General features: G+C 69.3%; 19 protein-coding genes. 15 read left to right on the top strand and 4 right to left on the bottom strand.

Annotated elements, in window-relative coordinates; genetic code table 11:
• Positions 1-19: 19 nt before the first annotated feature.
• The 5 genes from AB0I66_RS05915 to AB0I66_RS05895 all read left to right on the top strand — a co-directional run bounded on the left by AB0I66_RS05915 (position 20) and on the right by AB0I66_RS05895 (position 4,697).
• Positions 20-1,435: a DUF6421 family protein gene (locus AB0I66_RS05915; RefSeq protein WP_363206437.1), complete on the top strand. Its 1,416-nt coding sequence runs from the start codon at positions 20-22 to the stop codon at positions 1,433-1,435.
• Between the two features lie 26 nt (positions 1,436-1,461).
• Positions 1,462-2,202 carry an SDR family oxidoreductase gene (locus AB0I66_RS05910; RefSeq protein ID WP_363206436.1) on the top strand — a complete coding sequence of 247 codons (741 nt, stop codon included), beginning with the start codon at positions 1,462-1,464 and terminating at the stop codon, positions 2,200-2,202.
• Positions 2,199-3,269 carry a low specificity L-threonine aldolase gene (locus tag AB0I66_RS05905; RefSeq protein ID WP_363206435.1) on the top strand — a complete coding sequence of 357 codons (1,071 nt, stop codon included), beginning with the start codon at positions 2,199-2,201 and terminating at the stop codon, positions 3,267-3,269. Before AB0I66_RS05910 ends, AB0I66_RS05905 begins: the two co-directional genes overlap by 4 nt.
• A 96-nt stretch (positions 3,270-3,365) precedes the next feature.
• Positions 3,366-3,962: a transglutaminase family protein gene (locus AB0I66_RS05900; RefSeq protein WP_363206434.1), complete on the top strand. Its 597-nt coding sequence runs from the start codon at positions 3,366-3,368 to the stop codon at positions 3,960-3,962.
• Positions 3,963-3,989: 27 nt separating this feature from the next.
• On the top strand, positions 3,990-4,697 hold the full coding sequence (locus tag AB0I66_RS05895) for a phenylalanine--tRNA ligase beta subunit-related protein (RefSeq protein WP_363206433.1): 708 nt from the start codon (positions 3,990-3,992) through the stop codon (positions 4,695-4,697).
• Between the two features lie 5 nt (positions 4,698-4,702).
• Here the strand turns inward: AB0I66_RS05895 and AB0I66_RS05890 are convergent, their stop codons facing one another.
• Complete coding sequence (locus AB0I66_RS05890; protein WP_363206432.1) at positions 4,703-5,431, bottom strand: lysophospholipid acyltransferase family protein; 729 nt, start codon at positions 5,429-5,431, stop codon at positions 4,703-4,705.
• 200 nt (positions 5,432-5,631) lie between these two features.
• Here AB0I66_RS05890 and AB0I66_RS05885 point away from each other — a divergent pair, with 200 nt between their 5' ends.
• The 4 genes from AB0I66_RS05885 to AB0I66_RS05870 all read left to right on the top strand — a co-directional run bounded on the left by AB0I66_RS05885 (position 5,632) and on the right by AB0I66_RS05870 (position 8,788).
• Positions 5,632-5,994: a thioredoxin family protein gene (locus AB0I66_RS05885; RefSeq protein ID WP_363206431.1), complete on the top strand. Its 363-nt coding sequence runs from the start codon at positions 5,632-5,634 to the stop codon at positions 5,992-5,994.
• Between the two features lie 226 nt (positions 5,995-6,220).
• Complete coding sequence (locus tag AB0I66_RS05880) at positions 6,221-6,730, top strand: flavin reductase family protein (RefSeq protein WP_363206430.1); 510 nt, start codon at positions 6,221-6,223, stop codon at positions 6,728-6,730.
• Positions 6,731-6,960: 230 nt separating this feature from the next.
• A complete protein-coding gene (locus AB0I66_RS05875; RefSeq protein ID WP_363206429.1) occupies positions 6,961-7,746 on the top strand; it encodes an electron transfer flavoprotein subunit beta/FixA family protein in 786 nt (261 codons plus the stop codon).
• A 79-nt stretch (positions 7,747-7,825) separates the two neighbouring features.
• Positions 7,826-8,788, top strand: a complete 963-nt coding sequence (locus tag AB0I66_RS05870) for an electron transfer flavoprotein subunit alpha/FixB family protein (protein ID WP_363206428.1) — start codon at positions 7,826-7,828, stop codon at positions 8,786-8,788.
• Positions 8,789-8,846: 58 nt separating this feature from the next.
• On the opposite strand, the gene AB0I66_RS05865 is transcribed toward AB0I66_RS05870, so the two are convergent.
• Positions 8,847-9,743, bottom strand: coding sequence for an endonuclease/exonuclease/phosphatase family protein (locus AB0I66_RS05865; protein WP_363206427.1), 897 nt, complete (start codon positions 9,741-9,743; stop codon positions 8,847-8,849).
• A gap of 220 nt (positions 9,744-9,963) precedes the next feature.
• Here AB0I66_RS05865 and AB0I66_RS05860 point away from each other — a divergent pair, with 220 nt between their 5' ends.
• Positions 9,964-11,256 (top strand): aldolase/citrate lyase family protein, encoded by a 1,293-nt coding sequence (locus AB0I66_RS05860; protein ID WP_363206426.1) that lies wholly within the window; start codon positions 9,964-9,966, stop codon positions 11,254-11,256.
• Positions 11,257-11,331: 75 nt separating this feature from the next.
• Positions 11,332-13,026, top strand: coding sequence for a serine/threonine-protein kinase (locus AB0I66_RS05855; RefSeq protein WP_363206425.1), 1,695 nt, complete (start codon positions 11,332-11,334; stop codon positions 13,024-13,026).
• Between the two features lie 28 nt (positions 13,027-13,054).
• Here AB0I66_RS05855 and AB0I66_RS05850 read toward each other — a convergent pair whose 3' ends face one another.
• Entirely contained in the window at positions 13,055-14,041 is a 987-nt protein-coding gene (locus AB0I66_RS05850) for a LacI family DNA-binding transcriptional regulator (RefSeq protein WP_363206702.1), read from the bottom strand.
• Positions 14,042-14,276: 235 nt separating this feature from the next.
• Between AB0I66_RS05850 and AB0I66_RS05845 the strand changes: the two genes are divergently transcribed.
• Positions 14,277-15,242 (top strand): ROK family protein, encoded by a 966-nt coding sequence (locus AB0I66_RS05845; protein ID WP_363206424.1) that lies wholly within the window; start codon positions 14,277-14,279, stop codon positions 15,240-15,242.
• A gap of 99 nt (positions 15,243-15,341) precedes the next feature.
• On the opposite strand, the gene AB0I66_RS05840 is transcribed toward AB0I66_RS05845, so the two are convergent.
• Positions 15,342-17,390: an NPCBM/NEW2 domain-containing protein gene (locus AB0I66_RS05840; RefSeq protein WP_363206423.1), complete on the bottom strand. Its 2,049-nt coding sequence runs from the start codon at positions 17,388-17,390 to the stop codon at positions 15,342-15,344.
• A gap of 266 nt (positions 17,391-17,656) precedes the next feature.
• Between AB0I66_RS05840 and AB0I66_RS05835 the strand changes: the two genes are divergently transcribed.
• From AB0I66_RS05835 to AB0I66_RS05825, 3 genes are read left to right on the top strand one after another with little or no spacing between them, the layout of a single operon-like run.
• Positions 17,657-18,925 carry an ABC transporter substrate-binding protein gene (locus AB0I66_RS05835; protein ID WP_363206422.1) on the top strand — a complete coding sequence of 423 codons (1,269 nt, stop codon included), beginning with the start codon at positions 17,657-17,659 and terminating at the stop codon, positions 18,923-18,925.
• Positions 18,926-18,959: 34 nt separating this feature from the next.
• Entirely contained in the window at positions 18,960-19,874 is a 915-nt protein-coding gene (locus AB0I66_RS05830; protein WP_363206701.1) for a sugar ABC transporter permease, read from the top strand.
• Entirely contained in the window at positions 19,871-20,800 is a 930-nt protein-coding gene (locus tag AB0I66_RS05825) for a carbohydrate ABC transporter permease (RefSeq protein ID WP_363206421.1), read from the top strand. Before AB0I66_RS05830 ends, AB0I66_RS05825 begins: the two co-directional genes overlap by 4 nt.
• The last annotated feature ends 75 nt before the right edge of the window (positions 20,801-20,875 follow it).

Here is a 20,875-nt window from a genome sequence, read left to right as displayed (position 1 = left end):
CTCCCGTGGAGGTTGACAAGTGACGGAAATTCTTGTGCAGAGGGTTACGGAAGGTGCGGTTCCTCCCGTGAGTGGGGGTGCCCCCATGGGAAGGGTCGTGGAGCACCCGGCTTGGCCGATGCTCAAGGAAGCCGTGGAAGAGATCCGCCCGTGGCAGTCCGCGGACGGCTCGATCGACTTCGACGCGGAGGGCGCCCCGGCGCGGGCCGTGGCCGAACTCGCCGTCGACCGCGTGATATCCGGGATCGAACAGCTCGCCCCGCTCCTGCCGCACGACGCCGCGTACCACCAGGCGCTCGGCGCGGACCTGCGGCGCTGGGCCGACGGCGGTTTCCAGGTGCCGGACTTCCTCGACTCGCTGCTCGCCTTCCAGCCCGCGGCGCACCGCGAGGACGGTCTGCAGCACCTCGTGGTCTTCCCCATGTACACGCAGAACGGCAACCCGGACCGCAACCTCGAGGCGGTCGTGCTGCGCATGGTCTGGCCGGAGTGGCTGGCCGAGCTGGAGCGCACGCGCTACGACAACCCGCTGTTCTGCGGCATCACCTTCGAGGACTTCACCGCCGGGTACGACACGAACTCGGCCGTGCTCTTCCCGGAGACCATCGCCGTGCGCGAGGCCCCCGAGCGCTTCAGCTGGGGCGGCATCTTCTGCGACCGCGAGGCGGCCCGCTTCCGCCGCGTCACCGAGGCCTCCGTGGACATCCTCGGGCTCGACCTGCCCGACGACATCCGCGAGATGATCGGCGACCAGGACCGCTGCCAGCAGGCGTTCGTCCTGTGGGACATGGTCCACGACCGCACCCACAGCCACGGCGACCTGCCCTTCGACCCCTTCATGATCAAGCAGCGCCAGCCGTTCTGGATGTACGGCCTCGAGGAGCTGCGCTGCGACCTCACCGCCTTCAAGGAGGCCGTGAAGCTGGAGGCCGAAGGCATCCCGCAGGCCCGTGACGTGCAGTACGCCGTGCTCTTCGACCGGATGTTCCGCTTCCCGGTCACCGGCGACCGCGTCAAGAACTACGACGGCCTCGGCGGCCAGCTGCTCTTCGCGTACCTCCACAAGCACGACGTCGTCCGCTGGACCGACAACAAGCTCAAGATCGACTGGGAGCGCGCGCCGCAGGTCACCAACCAGCTGTGCGCCGAGATCGAGGAGCTCTACCGCGCGGGCATCGACCGCCCCAAGCTGGTGCACTGGTTCGCCGCGTACGACCTGGTGTCCCAGTACCTCGCCCCGCACCCCGGATCGCGCTGGGCCAAGGGCCCGGACGCCCTGGATGTGCAGCTTCCGCCCCGAAAACTGGTCGACGACGTGCTTCCGGACGAGTTTCCGCTCAGCATGTTCTATGAGGCGCTCTCCAAGAAGCTCAAGCATGTGATCGCCGAAACCAAGGGGATCACCGCCGCGAGCGTCGAGCAGGTCGCCGCGTGAGCAACCGCACCAAGGAGGCGAGGACGATGTCCGCACTCGATGGAGCCGTGGTCGCGGTCGCGGGAGCAGCCGGCCCGGCAGGCCGTGCCACGCTGCTGAGGCTCGCCGAGGCCGGTGCCACGGTCGTGGCGTCCGACGCCGACGCGGCCCGCCTCGCGGAAGCCGTGGACGCAGCGCGGTACGCGCACGGTGGAGCCACCGTCATAGGCGACACCGTCGACCTGCTGGATCTCGGCGCGACCCGGGAGTGGGCCGCCCGCACGGAGAAGGAGTTCGGGCGGATCGACGGCCTGGTCCACCTCGTCGGCGGCTGGCGCGGCAGCAAGACGTTCACCGACGTGGACCTCGCCGACTGGGACTTCCTCCAGAAGCTTCTGATCCGCACCGTCCAGCACACCTCGCTGGCCTTCCACGACGGGCTGCTGCGCAGCGCGCAGGGCCGCTATGTACTGATCAGCCAGTCGGGCGCGCACAAGCCGGTGGCCAACAACGCCGCGTACAACGCCGGCAAGGCGGCGGCCGAGGCGTGGACCCTGGCCATGGCCGACGCCTTCCGCAAGGCGGGGGGCGAGCAGGGCCCGTCGTCGGCGGCTGCCATCCTGGTGGTCAAGGCGCTGGTGCACGACGCGATGCGCGAAGATCGGCCCAACGCGAAGTTCGCGGGCTTCACGGACGTCACGGAGCTGGCCGAGGCCATCGCCGGAGTCTGGGAGCGACCCGCCGGAGAAGTGAACGGAACCCGCCTGTGGCTGACCGAGAAGCCGTGAACCCTCCGAAGACCGACGCACGCCGCCACCACGACCCGGACGTACGGGGATTCGCGAGCGACAACTACGCGGGCGCCCACCCGGAGGTGCTCGCCGCCATCGGCCTCGCCAACGGCGGTCACCAGATCGCGTACGGCGAGGACGACTACACGGCCAACCTCCAGCAGGTCATCCGCGGCCACTTCGGCCCCACCGCCGAGGCGTTCCCGGTCTTCAACGGCACCGGGGCCAACGTCGTCGCGCTCCAGGCGATCACCGACCGCTGGGGCGCGGTGATCTGCGCCGAGTCCGCACACATCCACGTCGACGAGGGCGGTGCCCCCGAGCGCATGGGCGGCCTCAAGCTGCTCACGGTTCCCACGCCCGACGGCAAGCTCACCCCCGAGCTGATCGACAAGCAGGCGTTCGGCTGGGACGACGAGCACCGGGCGATGCCGCAGGTCGTCTCGATCGCGCAGAACACCGAACTGGGCACGCTCTACACGCCCGACGAGATCCGCGCGATCTGCGACCACGCACACGGGCTCGGCATGAAGGTGCACCTCGACGGCTCGCGCATATCCAACGCCGCCGCCTCCTTGGACGTCCCCATGCGGACGTTCACGAACGCGGTCGGCGTGGACATCCTGTCCCTGGGCGGCACGAAGAACGGCGCGCTCTTCGGGGAAGCCGTCGTCGTCCTCAACCAGGACGCCGTCAGCCACATGAAGCACCTGCGCAAGCTGTCCATGCAGCTCGCCTCGAAGATGCGGTTCGTCTCTGTGCAGTTGGAGGCGCTGCTCGCCAAGGACCTTTGGCTGCGCAACGCCCGGCACGCCAACGAGATGGCGCAGCGCCTGGCCGAAGGGGTCCGCGCCGTCCACGGCGTGGAGATCCTCTACCCGGTGCAGGCCAACGCGGTCTTCGCGCGCCTTCCGCACGACGTGAGCGAGCGGCTGCAGAAGCAGTACCGCTTCTACTTCTGGGACGAGGCGGCGGGTGACGTCCGCTGGATGTGCGCGTTCGACACGCGCGAGGAGGACGTGGACGGCTTCGTCGCGGCCCTCAAGGAGGAGATGGCGCGCTGATCAGCGCCACTCGCCGACTGCAAGAGGCTGCATAGATATACGACCGACCGCAATTGCATTGACGTGCGGTCGGTCGTATTCCTATGCTCCCGTGCCATGCAGCTGATCCAGGAAAACCCTGACCTGTCGGCGTACTTGGCCGCCGACGACGTGGTCGACCACCACCACCCGCTGGTCCGCGAGACGGCGGCCCTCCTTGCAAAGTCATCCGCCGATACGTACGAGTACGCCCGCGCCGCCTTCGAGTTCGTGCGCGACGCCGTCCCGCACTCGCAGGACTCCGGCCGCATGGAGGTCACCTGGCGTGCCTCCGACGTCCTGCGGGAGCGCACCGGCATCTGCACGGCGAAGTCCCACGCCCTGGCCGCCCTGCTGCGTGCCGAGGACATCCCCACGGCGTTCTGCTACCAGCGGCTGCGGGACGACAACACCAGCGGCTACTCCCTGCACGGTCTCGTCGCCGTACGCCTCGACGGTGCCTGGCACCGACAGGACCCGCGCGGGAACATGCCGGCCGGAGTCGACGCGCAGTTCTGTCTCGGCGAGGAACGGCTGGCCTGGCCCGTGAATCCGCAGTCCAATGAAGTGGACTATCCGGTCCTGTACGCTGAACCGAGTCCAGTGGCGCTCGGCGCGCTCAAACAAGCCCGCGACCGGCTGCACCTCTGGCAGATCTACCCCTCAGAACTGTGACGCACGAACTGTGAGGCACGACGGACCATGACCATCGACCTGACCGTCTCCGACGAGGTCCGCGCCCTCGCGCCCGGCTTCACCCACGTCGCCATCGAGGCCCACGGGCTCGTCAACGGGCCCAGCACCGACGGAACCTCGGCCCTCCTCGACGACGCCGCGCGGCGTCTGGCCGAGCGGCTCGGCGACCGCGCCCCGCACGAGGACCCGCACATGGTGGCCTGGCGCGCGACGTACACCGCCTTCGGCGCGAAGCCGTCCCGTACGCGCAACTCCGCCGAGGCGCTCGCCAAGCGCGCGCTCGCCGACGGTGGCCTGCCGCGCATCAACGCCCTCGTCGACGTCTACAACGCGATCAGCGTCGCGCACCTGATCCCGGTGGGCGGCGAGGACCTGGATCAGATCAAGGGCGGAATGCGCCTGCTGCGGGCCGACGGCACCGAGGACTTCGTCACCATGGCCGCGGGGGAGCAGGCGGTCGAGCACCCGGACGCGGGCGAGGTCGTCTGGTGCGACGACGAGGGCGTCACCTGCCGCCGCTGGAACTGGCGCCAGGGGCCGCGCACCCGCCTCACGGAGGAGTCGGTCAACGCCATCTTCCTGCTCGAGGGGATGGGGCCGGACTCCGGCGTCGAGGAGGCGGGCGCCGAACTCGCCGAGCTGCTCGCCAAGTTCAGCCCCGGCGCGCGGCTCACCGTCCATGCGCCGGAGCGGGCGTCACAGCACCCGGAGTAATCGATTCAGCTCGCCTCGGCGGCCTTCACCTCGGCCGGAGTCGGCGCGGTGCCGCCGAGGTGAGCCGGCATCCACCACGTGTCGTCCGGGCCCTTGGGGCGTACGGGATAGGCGCGCTGCGCGGCTTCGAGGAGCTCCTGGCAGCGGTCGCGCAGGCGCCGGGTGATCGCGCCCGCGAACTGGTCCTTCGGAGCCTCCACCGGCTCACCGACGCGGATCGTGATCGGGATGTGGCTGCGCTTGAAGTTGCGCGGCTGGCCCTTGGTCCACAGCCGCTGCGTGCCCCACAGCGCCATCGGGATCAGCGGGACGCCGGCCTCCTGGGCCAGGCGTGCGGCGCCGGACTTGAAGGTCTTCAGCGTGAACGAGGGCGAGATCGTCGCCTCCGGGAAAACGCCGATGATCTCCCCGGCACGCAGCGAGTCGAGCGCGTGCTGGTAGGCCGTCTCACCCTGCTTGCGGTCGACGGGGATGTGCTTCATCCCGCGCATCAGCGGACCGGACACCTTGTGCCGGAACACCGACTCCTTGGCCATGAACCGCACGAGACGCTTCTGCGGCAGGGCCGCCAGGCCGTCGAAGATGAAGTCGAGATAGCTGATGTGATTGCTGACCAGCACCGCGCCGCCGGTGCGAGGGATGTTCTCCGACCCCTTGCAGTCGATCTTCAGGTCCCACGCCTTGAACAGCGTTTTGGCGGCACCGATGACCGGACGGTAGACAAGCTCTGCCATGGGAGGGGATGACCCTTCGTTTCTGCCTGGGGAGGGGGTTCCCGGCGGGAAGTTACGCAGCCGTAGGTTTTTCGGCGTTGCGCAGATCGTGCCCCAAGAACGGACGGCTGACCACCCATCGTGCCCGGCAGGCGCGAGATTCTCGTCACGTCGGGAATGTTTCCGTGCGCCGGGGCGCTGAAGTCGGGGACGGTTGGATCATGACGCAGGGGCGGGAGGCTGACGTGCGGATACGCGACGCGGGAGACCGGATCGCCCCGTCGGGACCGGGCACGTGGGAGGGGCACGAACTGGGGGAGCGCGCCACGCTCGTGCAGTTCTCCAGCGCCTTCTGCCAGCCCTGCCGGGCGACCCGCCGTGTCCTCTCCGAAGTGGCCAAAATGGTTCCCGGCGTCGCCCACGTGGAGATCGACGCCGAAGCCGAACTCGATCTCGTACGGGAACTGCGCATCAGCAAGACGCCGACGGTGCTGGTGCTCGACGCGGACGGAAAGGTCGTGCTGCGCGCAACTGGGCAGCCGCGCAGGGCCGATGTGATCGCCGCCATCGGCAAGGCCGTGTGAGACCGCGGGCACGGGGGAGGAGGGGCAGCCATGACCCACGGACGTCTTTCACATCGCGGAACGGACTTGACTGCACCCCGCACCTATCGCCAGCCTGCTCCCATGCCTCCGGAGCTCCTTCTCTACGAGCGCGTCCACGTGGACCTCGCCCGTCATGCAAGTGCGCGCTGTCCGGGCTGCTGAGCAGCCACGGAACCGCTCGTACCTCCGGCAGAAGGACAAGTCCATGACGGCCACGCCCGATCTCCGCACCCCCCAGCTCGCCTCCCCCGACCTCCTGCGCTCCGTCTTCCGGCAGCACGCGGCCGGGGTCGCGGTGATCACCGCCCAGGGCCCCTCCGGACCCGTCGGCTTCACCGCCACCTCGCTCGTCTCGGTCTCGGCCGAGCCCCCGATGCTCTCGTTCGGCATCGGTACGGGGGCCTCCAGCTGGCCCGCGGTCTCCGAGGCCGAACACGTCGGCGTCCACATACTCGGCGAGCACCAGCTCGACCTCGCCACGACCTTCGCGCGCAGCGGCGCCGACCGCTTCGGCGCGGACACGCGCTGGTACGAGGGGCCCGAGGGGGTTCCCGTGCTCGACGGCACGCTGGCCTGGCTGGTCTGCAGGGTGGCGGCCCGGGTGCCCGCCGGCGACCACCGGATCGTCCTCGCGGAGGCGGTGGTCGGCGACCCCGCGGGGGTCGGTCGGCCCTTGCTCTACCACCAGGGTCGCTTCAACGCTCTGCGCGACTGAAAGTTCCCGGCGGGCCTTCCCGACGCCCGATTACAGAGCGTTGGGAAGGTCACAGTTCAAAGCGCTTGCTTAGTGGGAATGTAATGGGTGTACTGGCGAGTAATATTCTGGTGGGAGCGCGGGCCGCCCCGACCGGGATCCGCCCCTTCAGGCGCCTATGCTGCCTGCAAGAAGGCAGTGGCCAGAGCAAGGCAGCAGCCCAGTAAAGACGATGCAGTAGGAGAGCCGGCGTGAGCTTGAGGATCGTTGTCACCGTGAAGTACGTGCCTGACGCCACCGGCGACCGGCACTTCGCCGATGACCTGACCGTCGACCGGGATGACGTGGACGGCCTGCTGTCGGAGCTGGACGAGTATGCGGTCGAGCAGGCGTTGCAGATCGCGGACGAGGCGGACGACGCGGAGATCACCGTGCTGACGGTGGGTCCGGAGGACGCGAAGGACGCGCTGCGCAAGGCGTTGTCGATGGGTGCGGACAAGGCCATCCATGTCGAGGACGATGATCTGCACGGCACGGATGCGCTGGGGACGTCGTTGGTGCTGGCCAAGGCGATCGAGAAGGCCGGCTATGACCTGGTGATCTCGGGCATGGCGTCCACCGACGGCACCATGGGTGTGGTGCCGGCGCTGCTGGCGGAGCGTCTGGGTGTTCCGCAGGTGACGCTGTTGTCGGAGGTGTCGGTGGCGGATGGTGTGGTCACGGGTCGTCGTGATGGGGATGCGGCTTCCGAGCAGTTGGAGGCTTCGCTGCCGGCGGTGGTGTCGGTGACCGACCAGTCGGGTGAGGCGCGCTACCCGTCGTTCAAGGGCATCATGGCCGCGAAGAAGAAGCCGGTGGAGGCCTGGGACCTCTCCGATCTGGACCTGGAGGCCGACCAGGTGGGCCTGGAGGGTGCCTGGACGAAGGTCGAGTCGGCCACCGCGCGTCCGGCCCGGACCGCGGGCACGATCGTCAAGGACGAGGGCGAGGGCGGCAAGCAGCTCGCTGAGTTCCTCGCGGGCCAGAAGTTCATCTAGCCCCGCAGGGCTCTGGGTGAAGCCGAGCCCCTGAAATCCGCCCCCCCCTTTCTCGTATGTGCAGGAGAGAAGAAGTCTCATGGCTGAAGTTCTCGTCTATGTCGACCACGTGGACGGTGCCGTCCGCAAGCCCACCCTGGAGTTGCTGACGCTGGCCCGCCGCATCGGTGAGCCCGTCGCGGTCGCGCTTGGCAATGGCGCTGCGGAGACCGCGGCTGCGCTGGCCGAGCACGGCGCCGTCAAGGTGCTGACCCATGATGCCGCCGAGCTCGCCGATTACCTGGTGGTGCCGAAGGTGGATGCGCTGCAGGCCGCCTACGACGCGGTGTCCCCGGCCGCCGTGCTGGTGCCTTCCTCGGCGGAGGGCAAGGAGATCGCGGCGCGTCTGGCGCTGCGCATCAAGGGCGGCATCATCACCGACGCCGTTGACCTGGAGGCCTCCGCGGAGGGTCCGGTGGCCACGCAGTCGGCGTTCGCTGCGTCCTACAGCACCAAGTCGCGGGTCTCGACCGGCACGCCGGTCATCACGGTCAAGCCCAACAGTGCCGCGGTGGAGGCCGCCCCGGCCGCCGGTACCGTGGAGGCCCTTGAGGTGTCGTTCTCGGCGCAGGCCACCGGCACCAAGGTGACCGCGCGTACGCCGCGGGAGTCGACGGGGCGTCCGGAGCTGACCGAGGCCGCCATCGTGGTCTCCGGTGGCCGGGGTGTGAACGGCGCGGACAACTTCCACCTCATCGAGTCCCTGGCGGACTCGCTGGGTGCGGCGGTGGGTGCCTCGCGTGCGGCGGTGGACGCGGGCTGGTATCCGCACTCCAACCAGGTGGGCCAGACCGGCAAGAGTGTCTCGCCGCAGCTGTACATCGCCTCGGGCATCTCGGGTGCGATCCAGCACCGGGCGGGCATGCAGACCTCCAAGACGATCGTGGCGATCAACAAGGACGCCGAGGCCCCGATCTTCGACCTGGTCGACTACGGCGTGGTCGGCGACCTCTTCGACGTCGTCCCCGCCCTCACCGTAGAGGTCAACACCCGCAAGGGCTGACCTCATCGATCGTACGAGGCCCTCACCCCGCGCAGAGCGGGGCGAGGGCCTCGCCGCGTCACAGCGTCAGTGAGGCCTGCACCGGCAGATGGTCGCTCGGGAACTGACCGCCCTGCGAGAACGTGTTGATCACCGCCGAGTGGACCCGCACATCGGGCGTCGCCAGGATCCAGTCGATCCGGTCGCCGTCCGGCACCAGCGGCCGGTACCCGTGGAAGGTGGCGTACGCCTTGCTGCGCTCGTCCGCCGCGTCCCATGTGTCGACGAGACCGGAGCCCAGCATCGTGTCGTAGACCGGGTTCTTGTGTGCCGCGACATTGAAGTCACCCGTGACCAGGAGCGGCAGGGACGGGTCGAGACGGGTGATCCGCTCGGTGATCAGACTCGCGGCACGCGCGCGTGCGTACTGGCTCGCGTTGTCCAGGTGGGTGTTGAGGACGTACAGCTCGGTGTCCGTGCGCAGGTCGTGGAAGCGGACCCAGGTGACCATGCGGATGGAGCCGCCGCCCCAGGTGTTCGAGCCGATGACGTCCGGGGTGTCGGAGAGCCAGTAGTGGTCGTACTCGACCGGCGCGAGTCTGCGGGTGTCGTAGAAGACGCTCATGAACTCGTCCCGGCTGCCGCCCGCGCGGCCGGTGCCGATCCAGTCGTAGTGCCGGCCCAGATCCTCGGCGATGTCTTGTACCTGCTGGTAGAGGCCTTCCTGGGTGCCGATGACATGAGGGCGCGCGCGGCGAAGGAGTTCCCGCGTCACCGGGCGGCGGTCGGCCCAGGTGTTGGGCGGCGTGGTGCTCGCGTAGCGGAGGTTGAACGACATGACCTCCAGTCGGCGCCCCGAGCGCTCCACCCCCTGGGCGGGCGATGCGGCCAGCGCGGTGGTGAACAAGGGCACGGCCACCGCGGCGAGCGCGGTCTGCAGGCCGAGGCGGCGCGTTACTCGGGTGTCGTTCGGCACGCGGTCTCCTTCAGTGGGTGGCGGTCAGCATGAGGTGCGGGCACGCGAGTGCGGAAGCAGGATCTGAGACAGGGATGAACGGGCGGGGTCCGGCAGACGAGAGGGTGTTGACCAGCGGGAAGGTCGCCGGATAACTTCGCCATACGGATTGTTGATTCCGTGGAGCGGAAACATCGAGTGGTCCTGAGTGTGAGGACCCGATCGTGTGGAGGGTGCAGGAATGGGTCAGCAAGAGAAGGTGGCAACGAGCCTCGCGGGCGCGGTCAGCGAGGGCATCAGCGCTTCCCTCGCCCCGGTGGACGCGGAGCTCGAGCGCCGCTACCCCGGCGACCCGGGCACCCGCCAGCCGGTCCACACCGTGTACGTCCCCGGTGAGCTCTTCGGCGCCGACACCATCCGTACGTGGGGTGACCAGGCCCTGAAGGCCCTCGACGAGCACGCTCCGGACGCCGCGTCCTTCGCGTCCGTCCTCGGTCTCTCGGACGACCTCGCCGTGCCGGTGTACGACCGCGTACGCGCCAAGCTGGAGCGCGAGCCGATCGAGGACCTGCGCATCGACTTCGAGGACGGCTACAAGGGCGCGGACGAGGACCAGGACGCCGCCCGCGCGGCCCGCCTGATCTCCGAGGCGTACAAGAACGGCACCGCGGCCCCGTACATGGGCATCCGCATGAAGTGCTTCGAGGAGAACGTGCGCGACCGCGCCATCCGCACCCTCGACATCTTCCTGTCCGGCCTCATGGAGGCCGGCGGCCTGCCCGACGGCCTCGTCCTGACCCTGCCCAAGGTCACGTACCCCGAGCAGGTCACCGCGATGGTGCGCCTCCTGGAGGAGTTCGAGAAGGTGCGCGGCCTGGAGCCGGGCCGGATCGGCTTCGAGATCCAGATCGAGACCAGCCAGTCCATCCTGGCCACCGACGGCACCGCCACCGTGGCCCGCATGATCGGCGCCGCCGAAGGCCGCGCCACCGGCTTGCACTACGGCACCTTCGACTACAGCGCCTGCCTCCACGTGAGCGCCGCCTACCAGACCAGCGACCACCCGGCAGCCGACCACGCCAAGGCGATCATGCAGGTCGCGGCTGCGGGCACCGGCGTACGCGTGTCGGACGGCTCCACCAACGTGCTGCCCGTCGGCTCCACCGAGAAGGTCCACGACGCCTGGCGGCTGCACTACGGCCTCACCCGCCGCGCCCTGGCCCGCGCCTATTACCAGGGCTGGGACATGCACCCCGGCCACATCCCCACGCGCTACGCCGCCGTGTTCGCCTTCTACCGCGAGGGCTTCGAGCAGGCCGCCGCGCGCCTGTCCGCGTACGCCGCACACCGCGAGGGCGGCGACGTGGCGGACGAGCCGGCATCGGCCAAGGCGCTCGCCGGATACCTGCTGCGCGGTCTGGACTGCGGCGCCCTCGACGTCGGCGAGGTCACCCGGCTCACCGGCCTGACGCTGGCCCGCCTGCAGCACTTCTCGGGTCCGCGCCGCGGGGACCTCACGCCCCACGGCAAGTAACTCCCGGCACGCGCTGTCACCCCTGCCCCGTAGTCTGTGAGCCACGCACAGTGGTGTCACAGGAACGGGGCAGCGGTGACTTCGGGGGATCAGGAACAGACCGGCGGTGTGGGGCGTCTGCTCGCCGGGCGCTATCGCGTGACCGCGCAGCTCGGACGCGGCGGCATGGGCGTCGTCTGGCGCGCCGTCGACGAGGTGCTCGGCCGCGAGGTCGCCGTCAAGGAACTGCGCACGTACACGGACGCGGCCGGGCCCGAACTGGCCGACCTGCGCGTACGGATGCAGCGCGAGGCCCGCGCGGCCGCCCGGGTGCGCCACCCCGGAGTCGTCGCCGTGCACGACGTGGCGGAGGTCGACGGGCGGCCCCTCATCGTCATGGAGCTGGTCGAAGGACCCTCCCTGGACGACGTCCTGCGGGAGCGTGGCACCCTCGACCCCCGCGAAGCTGCGGCCGTCGGCGCCAAGGTCATGGAGGCGCTCGCCGCCGCCCACCGCGCCGGAGTACTGCACCGCGACGTGAAGCCCGGAAACATTCTCCTGGAGACCGGTGGCCGCGTCGTCCTGACCGACTTCGGCATCGCCACGATGGACGACCCGGGCGACGGCTCCGCCACCCACCTGACCCGCAGCGGCGAACTCGTCGGCTCCCTGGACTACTTGGCGCCCGAGCGCGCCCAGGGCCAGGACCCGGGCCCCGCGTCCGACGTGTGGGCCCTGGGCGCCACCCTCTACGCGGCGGTCGAAGGCGCGTCCCCGTTCCGTCGTACGTCGACCTGGTCCACGCTCACCGCGATCGTCACCGACCCGCTTCCCGAGCCGCAGCGGGCCGGGCCGTTGATCCCGGTGCTGCGACAGCTGATGCACAAGGACCCGCAGGCACGCCCGGACGCGGAGCAGGCGGCCCTGATCCTCGCCGACGCGGCCGACGGCGCCCTCACCGCCCCGCCGCGCGAGCCCGCGCCGCGGCTGAGGGAGGCCACCGAGCGCAGCATCCCCAGCGGCCCGCCCCCGGGCTTCGGACCACCGCTCGCCGCCGCCGCGGTGCCTTCCGGTGCCGTGCCGCCGCCCACCGCCACACCCCCGGAGCGTCGACCGCGCCGCGGCCGGGCGCTGCTCGCCGCGGTGGCCGTGGTCGTCGTCCTCGCGGCGACCGGCGTGACCGTCGCCCTCCTCGACGGCCAGGAGGACAGCAAGAGCCAGGCCGGGCGAGCCGCCGCCTCCGGGGGAGCCGCCGAACCGGAAGCCGACAGCAGCCGGGGCGGGCTGGAGGGCACGGACGGCCCCAAGCCCTCGAAGCAGGGCGACGAGAAGTCCCGCAAGCCGGAGGCAAAGCCCTCCGCGGGCAAGGACGACGACCCCAAGTCCACGGACAGACCGGCGACCCGCCCCAAGCCCTCCACCGGACCCACCGGGGACAGCGGCAAGACGGGCGGCGGCTCCGACGGCTCCGGCGGCACGACGGGCGGCGGCGACGATCCGGCCCCCGAAGCCGCCTGCCACGCCGCGGGCGGCGGCAAGTACGACTGCTCGGTCTGGCGTACGGCGACGTCGTACACCGCGTCCGGCGCCGAGGCCGGCGTCCTGAACGCGGGGACGAATTACTTCTACTGCCAGCAGAACCTGGGCCGCCGCGAGACGCAGGGCGAGTGGACGAACGTCTGGTGGGCCAAGACGGACGACGACAGCGGCAACACCGGCGTCTTCATCAGCGACGTCTACATCAAGGGCGGCGACAACGACAAGCCGCTGCCGGGCCTCCCCGTCTGCTGACCGCGCCCGCACCCCGGCCGCCCGGCCGTCAGCCCGCGGGCGGCAGTTCGCCCGATCCGCGCTTGATGAGCCGCGTCGGGAGTTCGATGCGCTCCGGGGCGTCGGACGCGCCGTCCAGCTGACGGAACAGGCGCTCCGCGGCGGTCCTGCCCAGCTGCGCGGCGTCCTGGGCGACGACGGTCACGCCCGGCTGCAGCAGGTCCGCGAGCTCGATGTCGTCGAAGCCGACGAGGGCGACGGGGCGGGCGTGCCCGGCGAGAACGCGGACGACGGTCACCGTCACGCGGTTGTTGCCCGCGAAGATCGCCGTGACGGGGTCGGCACCGCCCAGCATCGTCCTGGTGGCCTGCTCGACGCGGTCCGGGGCGGTGGGGCCGAGCGACATCCACTCGTCCTCGACGGGGATGCCCGCGTCCTCCATGGCGGCCCGGTAGCCGCGCAGGCGTTCTATGGCGGTGTGGATGCGCGGCTGGTCGCCGATGAAGCCGATGCGGCGGTGGCCGTGGGCGATGAGGTGGGCGACGCCGTCGCGCGCGCCGCCGAAGCTGTCGGAGAGCACGACATCGGCGTCGATCTTCCCGGCGGGCCGGTCGACGAAGACGGTCGCGACACCCGCGGCGATCTCCGGCTCCAGATAGCGGTGGTCGTCACCGGCCGGAATGACGACGAGACCGTCGACCCGGCGCGCGCACAGCGCGAGCACCAACTCCTGCTCGCGGTCCGGGTCTTCGGCGCTCGAACCGTTGATGAGGAGCGCGCCGTGGGCGCGGGCCACTTCCTCCACGGCGCGGCTGAGCGGGCCGTAGAAGGGGTCGGCGAGGTCTTCGAGCACGAGGCCGATGCTGGCCGTGCGGCCCTTGCGCAGGACGCGCGCGCTGTCGTTGCGCCTGAAGCCGAGGGCGTCGATGGCCTCCTGCACGCGGCGCTCGGTGTCCGGGGTGACGCCCGGCTCGCCGTTCACGACACGGGAGACCGTCTTGAGGCCGACTCCGGCGCGGGCGGCGACGTCCTTCATGGTCGGACGGTTGCCGTAGCGGGGTTCGGGTCGCTCGGGTCGGCTGGCGGTCTCGGCCACGGTGCGCTGTCCTGTCGTCGACGAAGGTGAGCTGAAAGTGGTGCTTAAGTGATGTGGCGTCGAGCATAGAACCTGGACAACGTTGTCAGATGCAAGAGAGACTGTCCATCACATTCTCCGGCCTGCCCTTTCACCAGATGAGCGGCCTGCCCTTTCACCAGGAGATCAGACACTGATGCACACGGACCTCGTCGCCGCACTCGACATCGGCGGCACCAAGATCGCCGGCGCCCTGGTGGACGGGCGCGGCCGGATCCTGCTGCGCGCCCAGCGGCCCACGCCCGCGCGCGAGGACGGCGACACCGTGATGCGGGCGGTCGAAGAGGTCATCGGCGAGCTCACGCGTTCCCCGATGTGGGGCAGGGCGCGCGCGGTGGGCATCGGCAGCGCGGGCCCCGTGGACGCGTCCGCGGGGACGGTCAGCCCCGTGAACGTCCCCGGCTGGCGCGGCTACCCGCTGGTCGAGCGGGTGCGCGCGGCCACCGGCGGCCTTCCGGTCGAGCTGGTCGGGGACGGCGTCGCGATGACGGCCGCCGAGCACTGGCAGGGCGCGGCCCGCGGCCATGACAACGCCCTGTGCCTGGTGGTGTCCACGGGCGTCGGGGGCGGACTGATCCTCGGGGGCAAGCTGCACCCCGGCCCCACCGGGAACGCGGGGCACATCGGGCACATCAGCGTCGACCTGGACGGTGACGCCTGCCCGTGCGGGGCGCGCGGGTGCGTGGAGCGCATCGCCAGTGGGCCCAACATCGCCCGGCGTGCGCTGGAGGGCGGCTGGCGGCCGGGTCCCGACGGCGACACGTCCGCCGCCGCGGTGGCCCTCGCCGCGCGCGCCGGGGACCCGGTCGCCGTCGCCTCCTTCGAACGGGCGGCGCAGGCGCTCGCCGCGGGGATCGCCGCGACGGCGACGCTCGTCGAGATCGACATCGCGGTCATCGGCGGCGGGGTGGGCAAGGCGGGGGACGTGCTCTTCGATCCGCTGCGGCGCTCCCTGAAGGACTACGCCACGCTGTCCTTCGTGAGCCAACTGACCGTGGCCCCGGCCCTGATGGGCACGGACGCCGGTCTTGTGGGGGCCGCGGCCGCCGCGCTCAGCCAGGAGGAGAGGGCGGCGGATCTGCGGCCCGCGGTGGGGAGCTGACGGCTCGGGGTCGAGGGGGGGGTGCCTTCTCGTGGACGCGGGCCGGGCTGAAATGCCTCAGCCCGGCCCGCGGTTGCCCTCCACGGGCCGTTGGCCCGCTCAGCAGCTGAGAACCGGGTCAGCCCAGTCGGCATGATCGGAGTCCCTGCCGTCGCCGCCGTCCGTGACGACGAGGCGTACGACCTTGGCACCGGTCACATCGGCCGAAATCCCTTGTGCGGCATCGGCGTTGGTGAGGACGCCGGTGGACGCGGCCTTCTTTCCGTCCGCCCAGATCTCGAAGCTCACCGTCCCCTTCGGGTCCTTCTCGTCGTCCACGCCGACCTGCGCGGTGAACTTCTCGCAGGACGCGCCGGTGTAGTACTCGACGGCGCTCGCGGCGTGCACCCCGAGCCCCTTGGCGTAAACGATCCCGCCGATGGTGAGCGGATGGCCGTCGCCCGCCGCGCTCTCGCCGTTGCTGGTGTCCTTCTCGACGGGGCCCCAGCCGTTGACCGTCGACATCCAGGGCAGGTCACTGACCGCCGAGTTGCCCGCGGGCGGCGCCACCGCGACATGTGCCGTCAGCGGCAGAACGCTTTCGGCACGGGTGCCCGTGGGGGAGCGGTAGGTGGTCCTGAGCGTGAGGTCGTACGCTCCCGGGGCCGCGCCCTGCGGTGCGGTCACCGACCACGACGTGCTCAGCGTCTGGTCCGTACGCAGGGAACTCGCGGTCGAGGGCGATGCGGCCTCGATCCGCCAGCCGGAGGGGCCGGTGAAGGCGGTGGACACCTTCCGCGCGGGGGTGCGGCCGAGGTTGGTGACCTTCGACGTCAGCTTCGCGGACTTGCCGGCCTCCACCAACGGGTCACCGCTCAGGCCGAGTTCGACGGCGGGCGGGTTCTTGGCCCACTTGCCGTCCGCCGCGACGCGCAGCAGCACGGTGCCGTGCGCGGGGACGGTCGCCGCGATCTTCCCCGCGGTGTTGTAGCTCTTGTGCTTCCACAGGTCCCGCAGCGTGTACCCGTCGGCGTCGGGGAGCCCTACGGCCTGCGCCGACGTGGCGATCGACTGGGCGGAGCCCGTCTCGTTGAAGAGCGCCACCGCGCGGCTGCCGTCCTCCATCTCCTTGGCGACGACCCAGCGGCCGTCCTCCGAGGACAGGACCTCGCCCTGCCGGCCCAGGGGGTCCTGGTCGACGGCGATGACTTCCTTGTTGCCGATGATCTCGAAGGTCTCGGGCGTGGCCTTGCGCAGGTCGGAGCCGATGAGCAGCGGCGAGGCCATGATGGACCACATCGAGAAGTGCGTGCGGTACTCGGTGTCCGTCATGCCGCCGTTGCCGACCTCGAGCATGTCCGGGTCGTTCCAGTGGCCCGGGCCCGCGTGGTCGGCGAGCGGCAGGTTCTGCTTCATGATCGACAGCATCGAGGACCAGTTGTCGCTGATGTCGCCGGTGGTGCGCCACAGGTGGCCGACGTCGGCGGCCCACTCCCAGGGCTTGTTCTCGCCCCACTCGCAGATGCTGTAGACGATGGGACGGCCGGTCGCCTTCAGCGCGTCGCGCATGGCGATGTACCGCTTCTTGGCGTCGACGCCTTGGTTGTTGCAGTTGTCGTACTTGAGGTAGTCGACGCCCCAGTCGGCGAACTGCCGCGCGTCGCTCACCTCATGGCCGAGCGCGCCGGGGAAGCCGATGTCGCTGCAGGTCTTGGTGCCCGCGCTGGTGTAGATGCCGAGCTTCAGCCCTTTGGCGTGCACGTAGTCGGCAACTGCCTTGATGCCATGGGGGAACCGCTTGGGGTCGGGCACCAGTTTGCCGTTCGCGTCCCGCTCGGGAAGCGCCCAGCAGTCGTCGAGGTTGACGTACTGGTAGCCGGCGTCCTTGAGGCCCTTCTCGACGAAGATGTCCGCGATCCCCTTGACCATCGACTCGTCGAACTCGGCCCTGCAGTGCGTGGAGTTCCAGTTGTTGAAGCCCATGGGCGGGGTGAGGGCGAGATCGCCGGGGAGCTTCACACCGGTGGTGCCGGGAGGCTTCGCTCCGGCGGTCTCGGCTCCCGCTGCCGGTGCCGCGAGGCCCGCGGCGCACAGCAGTGCGGCGGCCAGCGATCCGACGACTCTTCGACGCGTGGTGCGGGACGAGATGCGGGGTGGGAATTGACGCATCGTTACATTCCTCCGTACTCGCAGAAGTTGGGGCTGCATGTACGTGTCAGAGGTGCGCGCTTACGGTAGGGCGTGTTGGACTCTGTTGGAAGAGGTGCCGTAACGGTTCGAGCACCCGGACGCCGAAACCCTTGACTGCGGTGGCGCTTGGGAGTGGGATCGCAACCCTTGCGTTCGGTTGTGTTCGTTTGAACCCCGAGGAGGGGGACATGGCACAGTCATCGTTCATGGGTCCTGCCACGCCTCGCAGCATGTCAGGACATCGGATGTCCCGACGGAATGTCTTGCGTGGTGCCGCTGCCGGAGCCGGCGCGGTCACCCTTCCGGCCCTGCTCACGGCCTGTGGTGACGGCCCGGGCGGCAACAAGGACGAAGTCTCGATGGGGTCCAACTCCTCGGACGCGGTGCCCAAGAAGGCGTTCGCCGCCGCCTTCGACGCCTACGAGAAGAAGTCGGGGAAGACCGTCGAGGTCAACACGACAGAGCACAACGAGTTCCAGCAGAACATCACGCGCTATCTCCAGGGGACACCGGACGACGTCTTCATGTGGTTCGCCGGCTACCGCATGCAGTACTTCGCCGAGAAGGGCCTGCTGACCGAGATCAGCGATGTCTGGAAGGGATTCAAGGGCTTCTCGGACGCGCTGCGGGAGCAGTCCACACACGAGGGCAAGCAGTACTTCGTGCCGTATTACTACTACCCATGGGCCGTCTTCCACCGCAAGAGCCTCTTCGAGAAGCACGGCTACGAACAGGCCAAGACGTGGGACGAGTTCATCGCGCTGGCGAAGAAGACGAGCAAGGACGGCATACCGGTCGCCTTCTGCGACAAGGACGGCTGGCCCGCCATGGGCACCTTCGACTACATCAACATGCGCCTCAACGGATACGAGTTCCACAAGAGCCTGATGGCCGGCGAGGAAGCCTGGACCGACCCGAAGGTGAAGAAGGTCTTCGACCTGTGGCGTGAGCTCATGCCGTACTACCAGAAGGGCGCGCTCGGCCGTACCTGGGAAGAGGCGGGCCAGGGACTCCAGCAGCGCAAGACCTCCATGGCCGTCTTCGGGATGCCGCACCCCGGCCAGCAGTTCCCGGCGGACGAGCGCGACGACATCGACTTCTTCGCCTTCCCCGAGATCGACCCGGCGCACGGTCAGGACGCCGTGGAGGCGCCCATCGACGGATTCCTGGTGGCGAAGAAGTCGAAGAACGTCGACGGCGCCAAGGAACTCCTGAAGTGGCTCGGGACACCGAAGGCCGAGGACGTCTACCTGGCCGGTGACCCCAACAACGTCGCGGTCAATGACGGCGCCGACACCAGCAAGTACAGCCCGCTGCAGAAGAAGTCGGCCGAACTCGTCTCCGGCGCCAAACAGATCTCGCAGTTCCTCGACCGGGACACCCGCCCCGACTTCGCGCAGACCGTCATGATCAAGGCGCTGCAGGACTTCATCGACAATCCCAAGGATGTCGACGGCCTGGTCAACAGCATCGAGCGCCAGAAGAAGGACATCTTCTCCTCGGACGTCAGCTGAGTAGCGAGGGACCGCGCTCGTGCCGCAGAAAACCGTGCCGCGGAAAACCCCGCGGCGCGCCGGACGGCGGGGACCACGGCGCTTCACGCGCCGTGACATCGCCGTGCTCGGCGTGCTTCTGGGAATTCCCGTCCTCCTCGACATCTTCATCATCTGGGGTCCGACGCTGGCCTCCGTCGGCCTGTCCTTCACCTCCTGGGACGGCATAGGCGACGTCCGGTGGGTGGGCGGAAAGAACTACGAGAACCTGGTCGACAACTACCCGGCGTTCTGGCCCGCCGTCCGCCACAACCTGCTGTGGATCGCCTTCCTCGGCCTGGTCGCCACACCCTTCGGGCTGCTCCTCGCGGTCATCATCGACCGCGGGGTCCGCTTCAGCCGCTTCTACCAGTCCGTGCTCTACATGCCGGTGGTGCTCTCCCTTGCCGTCGTCGGATTCATGGCCCAGCTGATCCTCGGCACCGACCAGGGCGTGGTCAACACCATCCTGAACAATCCGAACGACCCGATCGACTGGCTCGGAAACTCCGACATCAACATCTGGATGATGATGCTGGCCGCGAGCTGGCGGCACACGGGCTACGTCATGATCCTGTATCTGGCCGGGCTGAAATCCGTCGACCCCGCCCTGAAAGAGGCCGCGCAGATAGACGGCGCGAACGCCCGCCAGACATTCTTCCGCGTCGTCTTTCCGACCCTCCGCCCGGTGAACGTCATCGTCGGCGTCATCACCGTCATCGAGGCACTGCGCGCCTTCGACATCGTCTACGCGGTCAACAAGGGCCGCAACGGCCTGGAACTGCTCTCCGTCCTGATCACCGACAACATCATCGGCGAGGCGAGCCGCATCGGATTCGGCTCCGCCATCGCGGTCGTACTCCTGACCGTCTCGGTCGGATTCATCGTGACGTTCCTGGTCCAAGAGCTGCGAGGTGCGCGCGACCGATGACAGCCGACATCCACACCACCACGCCGCTCGGCGAAGACCCCGCGCCCCTCGCCGAAAAGCCCGCACGCCGTGTCCGTCGACCCGGCCGCTTCGGGGTGCACATCTTCCTGATGGCGGTGACCCTCGGCTTTCTCGCGCCCCTTCTCCTCGCCGTCTACGCCTCCTTGCGCCCGTACGGGGAGACGGCGGAGCACGGCTATTTCTCGTTCCCCAAGAGCCTGTCGTTCGACTACTACCGGCAGGCCTACAGCGATTCCGGCATGGGCAAGTACTTCACCAACACGCTGCTCATAGCCGTGCCAGCGGTCCTGGTCACGCTCTTCCTCGCGTCGTTCGTGGCATTCGCCGTGAGCCGGCTGAGAATCCGCGGCGGAATGCTTCTCCTGATGCTCTTCACGGCGGGAAACCTGCTGCCGCCCCAGGTCCTGGTCACTCCCCTGTACGTCCTCTTCCTCAAGATCCCCCTCCCTTGGTGGATGTCCGACTCGCTCACCCTGTACGACTCGTACTGGGCGATCATCATCGTCAATGTGGGCTTCCAGGTCGGTTTCTGCGTCTTTGTGCTGTCGAATTTCATGCGGACGCTGCCGCAGGAAATCCTGGAGGCGGCGATCGTGGACGGCGCGGGCGTGTGGACGCAGTTCTGGCGCATCACGCTGCCCCTGTGTCGCCCAGCGCTGGCAGCGCTGGGCACCCTGGAATTCACCTGGATCTACAACGACTTCCTCTGGGCCCTCATCTTCATCTCCAACCCCGACAAACTCCCGATCACGTCGTCCCTGAACAACCTGAGGGGCCAGTTCTTCACCGATTACAACCTCCTGGCGGCGGGCTCGGTCCTGGTGGCGCTCCCCACCGTCCTGGTCTTCCTGCTCCTGCAGCGGCACTTCATCGCGGGGCTGACGCTGGGGTCGAGCAAGGGGTGAGCCGTCCGCATGATCCGGTCCGTGTCATGGGCGGTCATGTCCCGCGCTGACCAGCGGGATTGAGAGTGTCGGTGC

The sequence above is a fragment of the Streptomyces sp. NPDC050439 genome (assembly GCF_040655335.1).
Lineage (GTDB): Bacteria > Actinomycetota > Actinomycetes > Streptomycetales > Streptomycetaceae > Streptomyces.
This window is presented reverse-complemented; position numbering and strand designations above follow the sequence as displayed.